The sequence below is a fragment of the Sphaerimonospora sp. CA-214678 genome, from assembly GCF_050942215.1.
Classification (GTDB): domain Bacteria; phylum Actinomycetota; class Actinomycetes; order Streptosporangiales; family Streptosporangiaceae; genus Sphaerimonospora.
In genome coordinates this window covers 5,757,945-5,771,287 of sequence record NZ_CP192056.1, presented here as the reverse complement: position 1 = coordinate 5,771,287, position 13,343 = coordinate 5,757,945, and the positions used below count along the sequence as shown (strand labels likewise).

Below are 13,343 nucleotides of genomic sequence, written 5' to 3'. Positions count from 1 at the left end.
CATGATCGCGTGATATCCGCTGCCCGCCTGGCTGGGAAATGGGCGCTGCCCGCTCCCGACGACCATGCCGGGAGCGGGCAGCAGGACCGAGCTCGGCTAGAAGGAGGCCTCGGGGAGGTCCATCAGGCTCTGGTCGGTGGCGGCGAGCACCCTGCGCTCCGCGGCCAAGCGCGGCAGCACGGTCTGGGCGAAGAACGAGGCGGCCGCGACCTTCCCGGTGTAGAAGTCCTTGTCGCCGTCCCCCTCGCCCAGGGCGTTCAGGGCGACCTCGGCCTGGCGCAGCAGCAGCCAGGCCAGCACCAGGTCGCCGAGCGCCATCAGGAATCGGGTGGTGTTGAGGCCGACCTTGTAGATCTCCCGCGGCTCCTCCATCGAGGCGATCGCCCAGCCGGCCATCGTGTCGGCCATGCCCTTGATCTCGTCGGCGGCCTCGTCGAGCAGGCCACGCTCCACCTTCAGGCGGCCGTTTCCGGCGTTGGAGGAGGCGAACGTCTTGATGTCGCCGAGCAGCGACCCGAGCGCGGCGCCCTGGTTCTTCAGGACCTTGCGGAAGAACAGGTCCTGACCCTGGATCGCCGTGGTTCCCTCATAGAGGGAGTCGATCTTGGCGTCGCGGATGTACTGCTCGATCGGGTAGTCCTGCAGGAAGCCAGACCCGCCGAGCGTCTGCAGCGAGCGGGCGAGCAGCTCGTACGACCGTTCCGAGCCGACGCCCTTGACCACGGGCAGCAGCAGGTCGTTGAGCGCCTCGGCGGCGGCGTCGCGACGGCCCTCCGCCTCCGCGATCTGAATGCCGTCCTGGATCGTCGCGGTGTATATCACCAGCGCGCGCATGGCCTCGGCGTACGCCTTCTGGAGCATCAGCTCACGGCGGACGTCGGGGTGATGGGTGATCGTGACGCGCGGGGCCGACTTGTCGGCGGAACGGGTGAGGTCGGCGCCCTGCACGCGGTTCTTGGCGTAGTCGAGCGCGTTCAGGTAGCCGGTGGACAGCGTGGCGATGGCCTTGGCGCCGACCATCATGCGGGCGTTCTCGATGATCATGAACATCTGCCTGATGCCGTCGTGCACGCCGCCCACCAGGTAGCCCACGGCCGGGTGCCGCTCGCCGAACGTGAGCTCGCAGGTCGTGGAGACCTTGAGTCCCATCTTCTTCTCGACGTTGGTGGCGTACACGCCGTTGCGCTCGCCCAGCTCGCCGGTCTCGAGGTCGACGAGGTGCTTGGGTACGAGGAACATCGACAGGCCCTTGGTGCCCGGCCCCGCGCCCTCGGGACGCGCCAGCACGAGGTGGAAGATGTTCTCCGCCATGTCGTGCTCGCCGCTGGTGATGAACCGCTTGACGCCCTCGATGTGCCAGGTGCCGTCGGGCTGCTCGATCGCCTTGGCGCGGCCGGCGCCCACGTCGGAACCGGCGTCCGGCTCGGTCAGGACCATCGTCGCGCCCCAGCGCCGTTCGACGGCCAGCTCGGCGAACCGCTTCTGGTCGTCGGTGCCGAGCTGGTACAGGAGGCGGGAGAAGGACGGGCCGGAGGCGAACATCCATACGGCGGGGTTGGCGCCGAGCACGAATTCGGCCATCGCCCACACGAGGCTGCGCGGGGCGACCGTGCCGCCGAGCTCGGGCTGAAGCTCCAGGCGCCACCACTCGGCGTCCATCCACGCCTGATAGGACCGCTTGAAGCCCTCCGGCATCGTCACGGAGTGGGTGGCGGGGTCGAACACCGGCGGGTGGCGGTCGGCGTCCTCGAACGACTCGGCGAGCGGGCCGACGGCGAGTCGGCGCACCTCGTCCAGCACGTTGCGCGCGGTCTCCTCGTCGATGTCCGCGAACGGGCCCGTCCCGAGGATCTCCTTGCGGCCGAAGACCTCGAAGAGGTTGAACTCGAGGTCGCGGAGGTTGCTCTTGTAGTGACCCATCGTTTGCGCTCCTTGGACCAGGGTGGGGAGATACCTACCGGGCGGTAACCCTACAAAGATGCTACCCATGAGTAACCGGCGTTATGCAAGCCTTGACTTGGTCCGGGGGCGTTCGATGCGGTCGACCGGGTGCGGGACGCCGGGCGGTCGTGATGTTGTGTTAGCTTTTGCCGACGAGAGGCACCGCAGTGCCCTCCCGGACGAGACGCGCCGTACCCGGAAAGCCAAGACGACGCACTCCCTGTCATAGGAAGTCCAGTCTCGTACCGAAGGGGAGATCGTGGCCTGGATCCTTCTCGTCGCCGCGGGCGTCTTCGAGGTCGCCATGGCCTACTCGCTCAAGATGAGCAGTGGGCTGACCCAGGTGTGGTGGTCGGCGTCGTTCCTCGTCTTCGCGGTGGTCAGCTTCGTGCTGCTGTCCCTGTCGCTGAAGAGCCTCGAGGTCGGTACGGCCTACGCCGTGTGGACCGGCATCGGCGCGGTCGGCACGGCGGTCGCCGGCATGATCCTGCTGGGCGACGACACGTCCCCGCTGAAGATCGTCTCAATCATCCTGATCATCACCGGAGTGATCGGGCTCAACCTCGCCGGAGGCGGAGCCCACTGAGCCGGAACCCGCCTCCGATGGGCAGCCGGAAACCTGCTTGACGGCTTTGCCGGTGTCGCGATTGGCTGAGCGCATGATCGAGATCCAGACGATGACCGTCGACTGCGCCCGGCCGTACGAGCTCGCTGAGTGGTGGAGCCGGGCCCTGGGCTGGCCCCTGGTCGACTCCGCGCGCGAGGACGACGAGGTCCAGCTCGACCGTCCCGGAGGCCCGCCGCACCTGCTGTTCATCCGCGTCCCCGAGGGCAAGAGCGTCAAGAACCGGCTTCATCTCGACGTGCGGCCGGACGAGGGCACCCGCGACGCGGAGGTGGAGCGCCTGCTCGCCCTCGGCGCCGAGCCGTACGAAGACCACCGCGCTCCGGACGGCACCGGGTGGGTCACGCTGCTCGACCCCGAGGGCAACGAGTTCTGCGTCTGCCGCGGCACGGCCGAGCGCGCCGCCGCCACGTGAGGCCTCACCGGCGGGAACGGCCCCGCATGGAGCGGGTGAGGATGCCGGTGAGCAGGAGGACGAGCGCGCCGCCCAGCAGCGCGTCCCACGCCGCGCCGAAGACGCCCTCGCCGTCGATCACCAGCTGGACCGGGACCATCAGCGCGGCCGCGCCGAGCCCGGGGGCGAGCGCGAAGCGCCAGGGGTGCTCCAGCGCCCAGCGCCTGGCCTGCTGGGTGACGCGGTCACCCCGGTCGGGCCGGGAGATGGCGCCGATGCCCGCGACGAGCGCGAAGAGGGTTATCCCCGTGCACAGCGCCCAGGTGAGGTCGGCCGGGCCGGGGAGGATCCAGCCCAGGAACATGCTCGTCGCCGCGACAGCGCCGCCGGCGGTCGCCGCCGCACGCCACGGAGCGCCGCGCAGGGCGGCCCCGGAGAGCGACATCTCATCCATTCGGCTCAGTTCGTTCATGCTTACAGGCTCACTCCCGGAGCCGCCCGCGGCCATCGGGGAAGCCCCTGACCACTCCCTGGCCGTCCCCTGAGCCGCCCCGGTCGGGATCCCGCACGTCCCTGTCATCGCGTCCGGCTCGGCGACGGGACTTCAAGCCCCGGTCACGAGCTGAGCGGGGCTATCTCGACGAGGTTGTCGTGGTAGACGGCGCCCCGGCCCATGTCGGCGTCGCGCTCGTCCACGACGGCGTTGGGGTTGGCGCCTCCCGGGCTGAGCTTGGGCCAGTGGCCCTTGGGCGCGGCCACCACGCCGGGGCGGACCCGGTCACTAATCTCGACGTACGCGATGAACTCGCCGTTGCCGTTGAACACCCGGGCCGGCTGCCCGTCGACCAGTCCGCGCGGCGTCGCGTCGGCCTCGTTGACCAGCACACGGGGGCCCTTGGACCGCCTCAGCAGCTCCGGGTTGTTGCTGAAGATCGTGTTGAGGAACGTGTGCTGGGCCGGGGTGATCAGCGTGAGCGGATGGTCGCGTGCGGCGGGAGCCGTACGGGCCGTGTACGAGGGGACATATCCGGCGACCCGCGGCAGGCCGTCGGCCTCCGCCCGCGCGGAGGCGAACTCCAGCCTCCCGCTCGGCGTGGGGAATCCGTCGGTGAACGGCACGAAGGGATCCGGGACGTCGATCCGGACCCACCCCTGCTTGCGCAGCAGGTCGAGGCCGATCCCGCTGCCGCTGAGGAGTTGCTCGGCCAGCTCCAGGTCCGAGTCGTACAACGCCGGCTCGGTGAGGCCCATGTGCCGGGCCAGCCGGCGGAACGTCTCCGTCGTCGACAGGCACTCGCCCGGCGGCTCGACCGCCGGTTCGTTCCAGACCAGGTACATGTGCCCGTAGCCCGCGTGCAGGTCCATGTGCTCGGTCTGCATGGTGGCGGGCAGCACGATGTCGGCGTAGTCGACGGTGTCGGTCGGGAACTGCTCCATCACCACCGTGAACAGGTCATCCCGCAGCAGCGCCGCCCGCACCCGGTTCTGGTCGGAGGTGGAGCCGGCGGGGTTGGCCGCGTACACCCACAGGCACCTGACCGTCTCGTCGAGCTGGTCGGCCAGCCGGGTCATGGTCAGCGTCCGTACCGGTTCGGCCGGCAGGTCGGGCCTGGTGTCGACGGTGAGCGGTGCGTACGCCGAGGTGGAGTAGACGACGCCGCCGCCGGGATGGCGCCAGTCGCCGGTGACTCCCGGGATGCAGGCGATCGTCCGCAGTGCCGTTCCGCCGCCCTCGTGGCGCTGGATGCCCATCGTGGCGCGGATGCCGGTCGGCCGGGTGTGCGCGAGCCGTACGCCGAGGGCGCGGATGCGGTCCTCCGGCAGCCCGGTGATCTCCGCCACCCTGCTGACCGGATATTTCCTGATTTCGGCCTCGAACTCGGGCCAACCGTACGTGTGCCGCTCGATGTAGTCGCGGTCTTCTGCCCCCTCCTCCAGCACCACGTGCAGCAGCCCGAGCGCGAGCGCCGCGTCCGTCCCCGGCCGGATCGGCAGGTGCTCGTCCGCCTGGTCGGCGGTGCGGGTCCTGATCGGATCGATCGCGACGACGTACGCCCCGGCCGCCCGCGCGTCCTGGACGAACTTCCACACGTGGTGGCCGCTGGTCAGCGGGTTCGTACCCCACAGCAGGATCAGCTTCGACAGCGCGAACGTCTCCGGGTCCATGCCGCCCGGGGTGCCGTTGGTGTAGCGCAGGCCGACGTTGCCGGCCCGGGAGCAGATGTTGAGGTCGTGCTCCGAGGCGCCGAGTACGTTCCAGAACCGCCGCCCGGCCTGGCCGCTCTCGCCCTGGATGTACCCGAGCGTCCCGGTGCCCTGGTACGGCCAGATGGCCTCGCCGCCATGCTCCTCGATGATGGCGGTGAGCCGTACGGAGATCTCCGAAAGCGCCTCGTCCCAGGTGATGCGTTCGAAGCGGCCGGAACCCTTGGGGCCGACCCGGCGCATCGGGTGGAGGATGCGGTCGGCGGCCCGGCTGTGCTCCAGATAGCGGTTGACCTTCACGCAGAGCGCGCCCCGGGTGAACGGATGCTCACGGTTGCCGCGCAGGCCGACGGCCACGCCGTCTCTGACGGTGACCTCCCACGAGCACGTGTCCGGACAGTCGAGCGGGCACGCCCCCAGGATCCGCGACTCCATACTCTCCCCCTCACATGGCGATGGCCGGTGCCGGCGGTGATCGGGTGGCCGTATTGCCCTGGTGTGCCATGTTCTCCGGCGACGGAACGATATCAAGCCGCATCGGTCCGATCGCGGACCGCCGACCGCTCCATAGAGTGTCAATGAATGGCCGAGCCCCTTCGCCTCGGAGGGAAGACCGCTTGCTGTCGAACGTGTGCACACCTCGTGCGGAAATCGCACAGAATCGCTGGTGGTGAGAGGCATAAAGGAGCAGGACACCGCGCTGGACACGCCCGGACGGGGAGTCTTCCTCGTCGTCGAGCCCCTGCTGCCGCAGCGGATCCGCCGTCCCTCGGACGCGCTGCGCTTCATGCTCACGCTGGCGGCCCTCGGCGCGGTCGTGCTGCTCGCGCTGGCGCTTCAGCGCACGCTCAACGGCCTGGAGACCGACGTCCAGGCCGGCACCGGCCTGGCTCCGCAGGTGCTGTCGGCGATCTCCGGACTGCTCGGCGGCGTCGCCGTGCTCGCCGTGCCCGTGGCCTTCGCGGTCGAACGGGTCTTCCACCGCGACGGCATGCGCGTCACCCAGGGTCTGATCGCGGCCATCCTGGCGCTGGTCATCGCCTACTCGCTGGACGAGTGGCTCGTCTACGCCGGTCCCGCCGAGCTGAGGCAGCTGCTCACCGGCGGGCGTGACGTGGAGCCGCTCAACTCCGTGCTCACCCCGGCCATCGCGTACGCGACAGCCGTACGGATGTCTCGGCGGCCGCATTGGCGGGCCCTCATGTGGATCGCGATCGCGCTCGACGTGCTCGCGCTCTTCACGGCCAACAAGGTCACCGCCCTCGGCGTGATCCTCACCTACCTCGTCGGCCTCGCCGTCGGGTTCGGCACGCTCTACGGCATCGGCAGCGCGAACACCAGACCCCCGGGCAGCGCGGTGCTGGCCGCGCTGCGCCGACTCGGCTTCACCCCGACCAGCGCACGGCGGATGGAGGACGACAGCTCGGGCAGCCGGCGCTACTTCGTCGGGCTCGACGGCGACCGATCCCTCGACGTCACCGTGCTCGACCGGGACCGGCAGGTGGCCGGGCTCGCCTACCGCCTGTGGCGGCGCATCCGGCTCAACACCGAGACCCGGCGGCGGGCCATCAGGTCCCTGCGGGCCGAGCTGGAGCGCGAGGCGCTGATGGCCTACGCCGCCCACGCGGCGGGAGCGCGCCTGCCCCGCCTGCTCGGTACGAGCGAGATCGGCACCGAGGCCGCGCTGCTCGCCTACGAGCACATCGACACCCGGCCGGTCGCCGACCTGCCCGACGAGGACCTCAGCGACGACCTGCTGGCCCAGATGTGGGAGCAGGTGCGGCTGCTGCACGCCCATCGGCTCGCCCATCGGCACCTGGCCGGCGACAGCATCCACGTCGACACGGCCGGGCGGGTGATCCTGGTCGACGCACGCAGCGGCGAGATCGCCGCCGGAGACCTGCTGCTGCGGCTCGACATCGCCCAGCTGCTCGCCTACCTCGGCACCCGGGTCGGGGCTGAGCGGGCGGTGAAGTCAGCCGCCGCCGTGCTGGGCGCTGACACGCTCGCCGGGGCGCTGCCCATGCTCCAGCGGATCGTGCTCGCCCGGGAGACCCGTACGGAACTGCGCCGGAACAAGGGGCTCCTCCCCGCGATCCGCGAGCAGATCACCGCACTGAAGCCGCAGGTCGAGGTCAAGGAGGTCCGGCTCGAACGGTTCCGCCCCAGCACGCTCGTGACGATCATCGCGGGGACCGTCGCGGCGTACCTCGTGTTCTCCCAGATCAGCCAGGTCAACCTCGTCTCCATCGTGACCACGGCCAACTGGGCGTGGGGTGGGGTGGCGCTGGTCGCCTCGGCGGCGAGCTTCCTCGCTGCGGCGCTCATCGTGCGGGGGTTCGTCCCCGAGCCGCTGCCGCTCGGCCGTACGGTGCTGGTGCAGCTGTCCGCCTCGTTCGTGAAGCTGGTCGCCCCGGCGGCGGTCGGCGGCGTCGCGATCAACACTCGCTACCTGCAGAAGCGCGGGGTGCCGCCGGGTCCGGCCGTCGCCAGCGTCGGCGCCTCCCAGCTCGTCGGCCTCGCCTCGCACATCGCGCTGCTGCTGCTGTTCGGATATCTCACCGGCACGCAGGCCGCACCGTCCCTGACCCCGTCGCGTGAGCTGCTCGTCGTGCTGCTCGGCGTCGCCGTGATCTTCCTGATCGTGCTCGCCGTACGGCCGCTGCGCAGGCTGGTGACCACGCGGGTCCGCGCGATGTTCTCCGGTGTGATCCCGCGGCTGCTCGACGTGGTGCAGTCCCCGCGCAAGGTGCTCGAAGGCGTCGGCGGGACCGTGCTGCTGACCATCTTCAACGTGGTCTGCCTGGGCGCCTGCGTACGGGCTTTCGGCGGTGAGGCGAGCTTCACCGCGGTCGCCGTGGTGTTCCTCGCCGGTAACGCGATCGGCTCGGCCGCCCCCACGCCGGGTGGACTGGGCGCGGTCGAGGGAGCGCTGATCGTGGGGCTGCGGCTCGCGGGCGTGCATGACACGATGGCCCTGTCGGCGGTTCTCCTCTTCCGGCTGATGACCTTCTGGCTGCCCGTCCTGCCCGGCTGGGCGGCCTTCACCCACCTGCAGCGTCGGAACGTCATCTAGTGCCCCTCCCGCCGACCGGGTACGCACCGGCCGGCGGGCGGATCGGGGTCAGCTCGTGCTGGAGCCGGCCCACAGGTCGATGCCGCAGTCGACCGCGTTCTTGTCGATGGCCGCGAGCTCCTCGGCGGAGAACTCGAGCCGCTTCACCGCGTCGAGGTTCTCGTCGAGCTGACGCACGCTGCTGGCGCCGATCAGCACCGATGTCACCCGCCGGTCGCGCAGCGCCCAGGCCAGCGCCATCTGCGCGAGCGACTGGCCGCGCGCCTTCGCGACCTCGTTGAGCTTGCGTACGTGCCGCATCGTCTCCTCGGTCAGCAGGGCGGGGTCGAGCGACTTGCCCTGCGCCGCGCGCGAGCCGGCCGGGACGCCGCCCAGGTAGCGGTCGGTCAGCATGCCCTGCGCCAGCGGGGAGAACGCGATGCAGCCGACGCCCTCCTCGTCCAGCACGTCGAGCAGCCCGTGCTCGATCCAGCGGTTCAACATCGAGTACGACGGCTGGTGGATCAGCAGCGGCGTGCCCATCTCACGCAGGATGCGGGCCGCCTCCCTCGTCCGCTCCGGGCCGTAGGAGGAGATGCCGACGTAGAGGGCCTTCCCCGAGCGCACCGCGTGATCGAGAGCGCCCATCGTCTCCTCGAGGGGCGTGTCGGGATCGAAGCGATGGCTGTAGAAGATGTCGACGTAGTCGACGCCCATGCGCTCGAGCGACTGGTCCAGGCTGGCCAGCAGATATTTGCGCGAGCCCAGGTTGCCGTACGGCCCGGGCCACATGTCCCAGCCCGCCTTCGTCGAGATGATCAGCTCGTCCCGGTATCGGGCGAAGTCCTCACGCAGGAGGCGCCCGAAGTTGATCTCGGCGGAGCCGTACGGCGGACCGTAGTTGTTGGCCAGGTCGAAGTGGGTCACGCCGCGGTCGAAGGCTCTGCGCAGGATGGCCCGCTGCGTTTCGATCGGCTTGTCGTCGCCGAAGTTGTGCCAGAGGCCGAGCGAGACGGCGGGCAGCTTGAGCCCGCTCCGTCCGGTCCGGTTGTACGGCATGGGTCCGTACCGGTCGTCCGCAGCAACGTATGTCACTCGCTGTTCTCCAATCCAGCCGCATTCGCCGACGTGGTGGGACTGTACCTGAGCGATCGCGCATGGAACAGGAGCCCGGAGGGGGAGGATGAAGCCATGCGGATCGGACTTTTCATTACCTGTGTCAATGATCTGCTCTATCCCGGTACAGGCAGGGCGGTGGTACGGGTGCTGGAGCGGCTGGGGCATCGGGTCGAGTTCCCGGCCGAGCAGACCTGCTGCGGGCAGATGCAGGCCAACTCCGGCTACCGCGCGGAGACGGTCCCCCTGGCCCGGCTGTTCGCCGAGACGTTCGCCGGCTACGATGCGGTCGTCGCGCCCAGCGGCTCGTGCGTCGCCATGGTGCGCGACGGCTATCCTCGCCTGCTGCCCGAGACGGCCGAGGTGGCGGCCCGGACGTACGAACTGTCCGAACTGCTGGTGGACGTATTGGGCGTGGTCGACGTGGGGGCGCGCTTCCCGCACCGGGTCACCTACCACCCGACCTGCCACGGGCTGCGCATGCTGCGGCTGGGCGATCGGCCGATGCGGCTGCTGCGCGCCGTACGCGACCTGGAGCTGGTCGAATTACCCGACGCCGAGGAGTGCTGCGGCTTCGGCGGCACCTTCGCGGTGAAGAATCCGGACGTGTCCGGCGCGATGCTCGCCGACAAGTGCGCGGCGATCCGTGCGACCGGTGCGGAATACGTGCTGGCCGCGGACAACTCCTGCCTGACCCACATCGGCGGCGGCCTGTCCAGGTCCGGCACGCCGACCCGACCCCTGCACTACGCCGAGATCCTGGCCGGAGGCGGAGAATGACACGGAACCCGCTGGTCGGCGAGCTGCCCTTCCCCGAGGCGGCGCGGCATGAGCTGTCCCGCGAGCAACTGCGGCGCAACCTGCGCAGCGCCACCCACACCATCCGCGACAAACGGGCCCGGACGGTGGCGGAGGTGCCCGACTGGGAGGAGTTGCGCGTCGCCGGCAGCGCCATCAAGGCCGACGTGCTCGCCCGCCTGCCGGAGCTGCTCACCCGGTTCGAGGCGGCGGCCACGGCGGCGGGCGCGCGCGTGCATTGGGCCAGGGACGCGGCCGAGGCGTGTGCGATCGTGACCCGGCTGGTCGGCGAGACCGGTACGGACGAAGTCGTCAAGGTCAAGTCGATGGCGACGCAGGAGATCGGCCTGAACGAGGCACTCGAGGCGGCCGGGATCACCGCGCTCGAGACCGACCTGGCCGAACTCATCGTGCAGCTCGCCGACGACGCCCCCTCGCACATCCTGGTCCCGGCGATCCACTACAACCGCAGCGAGATCCGCGACATCTTCCGGGAGCGGATGGCGGGCGCCGACCCCGGCCTGACCGACGACCCCCATGCGCTGGCCGAGGCGGCCAGGCGCCATCTGCGGGAGAGGTTCCTGGCGGCGAAGGTGGCCGTCTCCGGGGCCAACTTCGCCGTGGCCGACACGGGCACGCTGGTGGTGCTGGAATCCGAGGGCAACGGCCGGATGTGCCTGACCCTGCCCGAGACGTTGATCTCGGTGGTCGGCATCGAGAAGCTCGTGCCCACGTTCGCCGACCTCGAGGTGTTCCTGCAGCTCCTGCCGCGCTCCTCGACGGGCGAGCGGATGAATCCGTACACCTCGATGTGGACCGGGGTGACCCCCGGCGACGGGCCGCAGGACGTGCACATCGTGCTGGTGGACAACGGGCGCACGGCCACGCTCGCCGACGAGGTCGGCCGGCAGGCGCTGCACTGCATCCGCTGCTCCGCCTGCCTCAACGTCTGCCCGGTGTACGAACGGGTGGGCGGGCACGCGTACGGCTCGGTCTATCCCGGGCCGATCGGCGCGGTCCTGACCCCTCAGCTCACCGGGGTGGCGGCCAACCGCAGCCTGCCGTTCGCCTCCACGCTCTGCGGCGCCTGCTTCGACGTCTGCCCGGTGCGTATCGACATCCCGCAGGTCCTCGTCCACCTGCGGCAGCAGGTCGTGGACGAGCGGCGCGGCCACCCGTCAGCCGAGCGTACGGCCATGCGAGCGGCGACCTGGATCATGGGTGCGGGCCGTCGCTACACCCGAATCCTGCGGATCGCCCGGTGGGCCACCCGACCACTGGCCGCGCTGCTGCGCCGCCGTACGGTACGACGACTGCCCTGGCCGCTGTCGGCCTGGACGGCCGAGCGAGACGCGCCGCTCCCCGCCGGGGAATCGTTCCGCGACTGGTGGGCGCGCAGCAGAGAGGGGTCGTGATGGACGCACGCACCGAGATCCTCGACCGCATCCGTGCCGCCCTCGGCGACGGGGCTCCGCCACCGCCCGTGCCCCGGGACTACCTGCGGACGGCCGAGTGCGCCGACCCGGTCGAGCTGCTGACCGAGCGGCTGGCGGACTACCGCGCCACGGTGCGCCGATGCGTGCCCGGCGAACTGGCGGCCACGCTGGCCGCCGTGCTCGCCGACGACCCCCGCCTGGCGGTGCCGTACGACCTGCCGGGCGAGTGGCTCACCGGCTACCGGGGGGAGGTCGCCCGCGACGGGGACCCGGCGCCGCTCACCATCGCTGAACTGGACGACGTGCCGGCCGTGCTCACCGGCTGCGCGATCGCGATCGCGACGACAGGCACCATCGTGCTCGACGCGGGCCCGGCCCAGGGGCGGCGGGCGCTGACGCTGGTGCCCGACCACCACGTGTGCGTCGTACGGACCGGTCAGATCGTCGTCGGCGTGCCCGACGCGGTGGCCGCGCTGGACCCCCGCCGCCCGCTGACCTGGATCTCCGGGCCGTCGGCGACCAGCGACATCGAGCTGAACCGGGTCGAGGGCGTGCACGGCCCCCGCCGGCTGGACGTCGTGCTCGTCCATTAGCCGGGACAGATCCGCCGGCTAGGACGGATCTGCGCGGTCGTAGGCGTCCTGCGATGCCGACACGTCGCTGAGGTGTTCGATCGACCACTGTTGGAGCGCGCGGAGCGGTTCCAGCAATGTTCGACCGGCCTCGGTGAGCGCGTACTCGACGCGGACCGGCACGTCGGGGTAGACCGTGCGGCGCACGAGTCCGTCGCGTTCGAGTCCGCGCAGGGTCTGGGTGAGCATTTTCTGTGAAACGCCCCCGATACGCCGCCGAAGCTCTGAGAAGCGGGCGTCGCCGTCGCCCAGGACGCCGACGACGAGGACGGTCCACCGGTCGCCGATGCGGTCGAGGATGCGACGGGTCGGGCAGTTGGCGTCGTAGGGGTCGCCGCGGAACTCCGCCGCCTTCTCGGTGGTTACCAAAAAGTGCCTTCTTCCTGACGGGAACCTAGTTCCTTACAGTAACCGATGTGGCCCGATCAGGGTCGTGCAACTTCGAGAGAAAGGCGCTCCATGTCCCGCATCACCGTCATCGGCGGCACCGGGTACGCCGGATCGGCGATCGTCGCCGAAGCCGCAGCCCGCGGCCACGAGGTCACCGTGCTCAGCCGCTCGCTTCCCGCCGAACGCGTTCCGGACGTGAAGTACGTCCAGGGCGACGCCACCGACGAGGCCGCACTGTCGTCAGTCGTCTCCGGTGCGGACGTCGTGGTGGGCGCGCTCGCGCCGCGTGGTCCGCTCGCCGGCTCGTTCCGCGAGGTGTATCGCACGATCGCACGTCTCGTCGACGCCGAGGGGGTTCCGCTGTTCGTCGTCGGCGGCTTCTCGTCGCTGCGTCCGGCGGCCGGGGCCCCGCGCTTCGTGGAGGACCTCAGCTCCGCTCCCGCCGAGATTCACGACGAGCTCATCACTGTGGCGGCGCTCGTCGTCGACGACCTGCCCGCCACTCCGGAGACGCTCGACTGGGTGTTCGTGAGCCCGGCGGCGAAGTTCGGCTCGTTCGCGCCCGGCGAGCGGCTGGGCGAGTATCGGGTCGGTGACGACGTCGCCGTCCAGCCCGACGGCGGCGGAGCGATCTCCGGCGCGGACTACGCGCTGGGATTCGTCGACCTCGTCGAGAAGCGGAACTACCACCGGGCCCACGTCAACCTGGCGTACTGAGAGTCGCTGCTCCCCGGGCGAGTGATCGGCCGGT

At 70.5% G+C, this 13,343-nt stretch carries 12 protein-coding genes and 1 riboswitch; of the genes, 7 read left to right on the top strand and 5 right to left on the bottom strand.

Translation table 11 applies throughout. From position 1 onward, the window contains the following. Positions 1-96: 96 nt before the first annotated feature. Complete coding sequence (locus ACQP1K_RS25770) at positions 97-1,920, bottom strand: acyl-CoA dehydrogenase (RefSeq protein ID WP_433498270.1); 1,824 nt, start codon at positions 1,918-1,920, stop codon at positions 97-99. 174 nt (positions 1,921-2,094) lie between these two features. Further along, positions 2,095-2,159, top strand: a riboswitch (guanidine-III (ykkC-III) riboswitch). A gap of 41 nt (positions 2,160-2,200) precedes the next feature. Between ACQP1K_RS25770 and ACQP1K_RS25765 the strand changes: the two genes are divergently transcribed. Together ACQP1K_RS25765 and ACQP1K_RS25760 are read left to right on the top strand one after the other, a co-directional pair. Next, a complete protein-coding gene (locus ACQP1K_RS25765) occupies positions 2,201-2,527 on the top strand; it encodes a DMT family transporter (protein ID WP_433498269.1) in 327 nt (108 codons plus the stop codon). Between the two features lie 73 nt (positions 2,528-2,600). Beyond that, positions 2,601-2,981, top strand: coding sequence for a VOC family protein (locus ACQP1K_RS25760; protein ID WP_433498268.1), 381 nt, complete (start codon positions 2,601-2,603; stop codon positions 2,979-2,981). 4 nt (positions 2,982-2,985) lie between these two features. On the opposite strand, the gene ACQP1K_RS25755 is transcribed toward ACQP1K_RS25760, so the two are convergent. Together ACQP1K_RS25755 and ACQP1K_RS25750 are read right to left on the bottom strand one after the other, a co-directional pair. Further along, positions 2,986-3,432 (bottom strand): hypothetical protein, encoded by a 447-nt coding sequence (locus tag ACQP1K_RS25755; RefSeq protein ID WP_433498267.1) that lies wholly within the window; start codon positions 3,430-3,432, stop codon positions 2,986-2,988. A 143-nt stretch (positions 3,433-3,575) separates the two neighbouring features. Continuing rightward, positions 3,576-5,600, bottom strand: a complete 2,025-nt coding sequence (locus ACQP1K_RS25750; protein ID WP_433498266.1) for a molybdopterin-containing oxidoreductase family protein — start codon at positions 5,598-5,600, stop codon at positions 3,576-3,578. Positions 5,601-5,835: 235 nt separating this feature from the next. Here ACQP1K_RS25750 and ACQP1K_RS25745 point away from each other — a divergent pair, with 235 nt between their 5' ends. Then, a complete protein-coding gene (locus ACQP1K_RS25745) occupies positions 5,836-8,241 on the top strand; it encodes a flippase-like domain-containing protein (RefSeq protein ID WP_433498265.1) in 2,406 nt (801 codons plus the stop codon). A 48-nt stretch (positions 8,242-8,289) separates the two neighbouring features. Here the strand turns inward: ACQP1K_RS25745 and mgrA are convergent, their stop codons facing one another. Beyond that, complete coding sequence (mgrA, locus tag ACQP1K_RS25740; RefSeq protein ID WP_433498264.1) at positions 8,290-9,315, bottom strand: L-glyceraldehyde 3-phosphate reductase; 1,026 nt, start codon at positions 9,313-9,315, stop codon at positions 8,290-8,292. Positions 9,316-9,411: 96 nt separating this feature from the next. Here mgrA and ACQP1K_RS25735 point away from each other — a divergent pair, with 96 nt between their 5' ends. Genes ACQP1K_RS25735 through ACQP1K_RS25725 form a run of 3 tightly spaced genes read left to right on the top strand, consistent with a single transcriptional unit; the run spans position 9,412 to position 12,163 of the window. Continuing rightward, complete coding sequence (locus ACQP1K_RS25735) at positions 9,412-10,116, top strand: (Fe-S)-binding protein (protein WP_433498263.1); 705 nt, start codon at positions 9,412-9,414, stop codon at positions 10,114-10,116. Next, the gene (locus ACQP1K_RS25730; RefSeq protein WP_433498262.1) at positions 10,113-11,549 is read left to right on the top strand and encodes a LutB/LldF family L-lactate oxidation iron-sulfur protein; all 1,437 of its coding nucleotides are present in this window, start codon (positions 10,113-10,115) and stop codon (positions 11,547-11,549) included. The genes ACQP1K_RS25735 and ACQP1K_RS25730 overlap by 4 nt, the downstream gene beginning before the upstream one ends. Beyond that, positions 11,549-12,163: a LutC/YkgG family protein gene (locus ACQP1K_RS25725; RefSeq protein ID WP_433498261.1), complete on the top strand. Its 615-nt coding sequence runs from the start codon at positions 11,549-11,551 to the stop codon at positions 12,161-12,163. Before ACQP1K_RS25730 ends, ACQP1K_RS25725 begins: the two co-directional genes overlap by 1 nt. Before the next feature lie 18 nt (positions 12,164-12,181). Here ACQP1K_RS25725 and ACQP1K_RS25720 read toward each other — a convergent pair whose 3' ends face one another. Then, positions 12,182-12,571, bottom strand: coding sequence for a winged helix-turn-helix transcriptional regulator (locus ACQP1K_RS25720; protein ID WP_433498260.1), 390 nt, complete (start codon positions 12,569-12,571; stop codon positions 12,182-12,184). Between the two features lie 90 nt (positions 12,572-12,661). On the opposite strand from ACQP1K_RS25720, the gene ACQP1K_RS25715 reads away from it, so the two are divergent. Continuing rightward, the gene (locus tag ACQP1K_RS25715; protein WP_433498259.1) at positions 12,662-13,309 is read left to right on the top strand and encodes an NAD(P)-dependent oxidoreductase; all 648 of its coding nucleotides are present in this window, start codon (positions 12,662-12,664) and stop codon (positions 13,307-13,309) included. Positions 13,310-13,343: the final 34 nt, after the last annotated feature.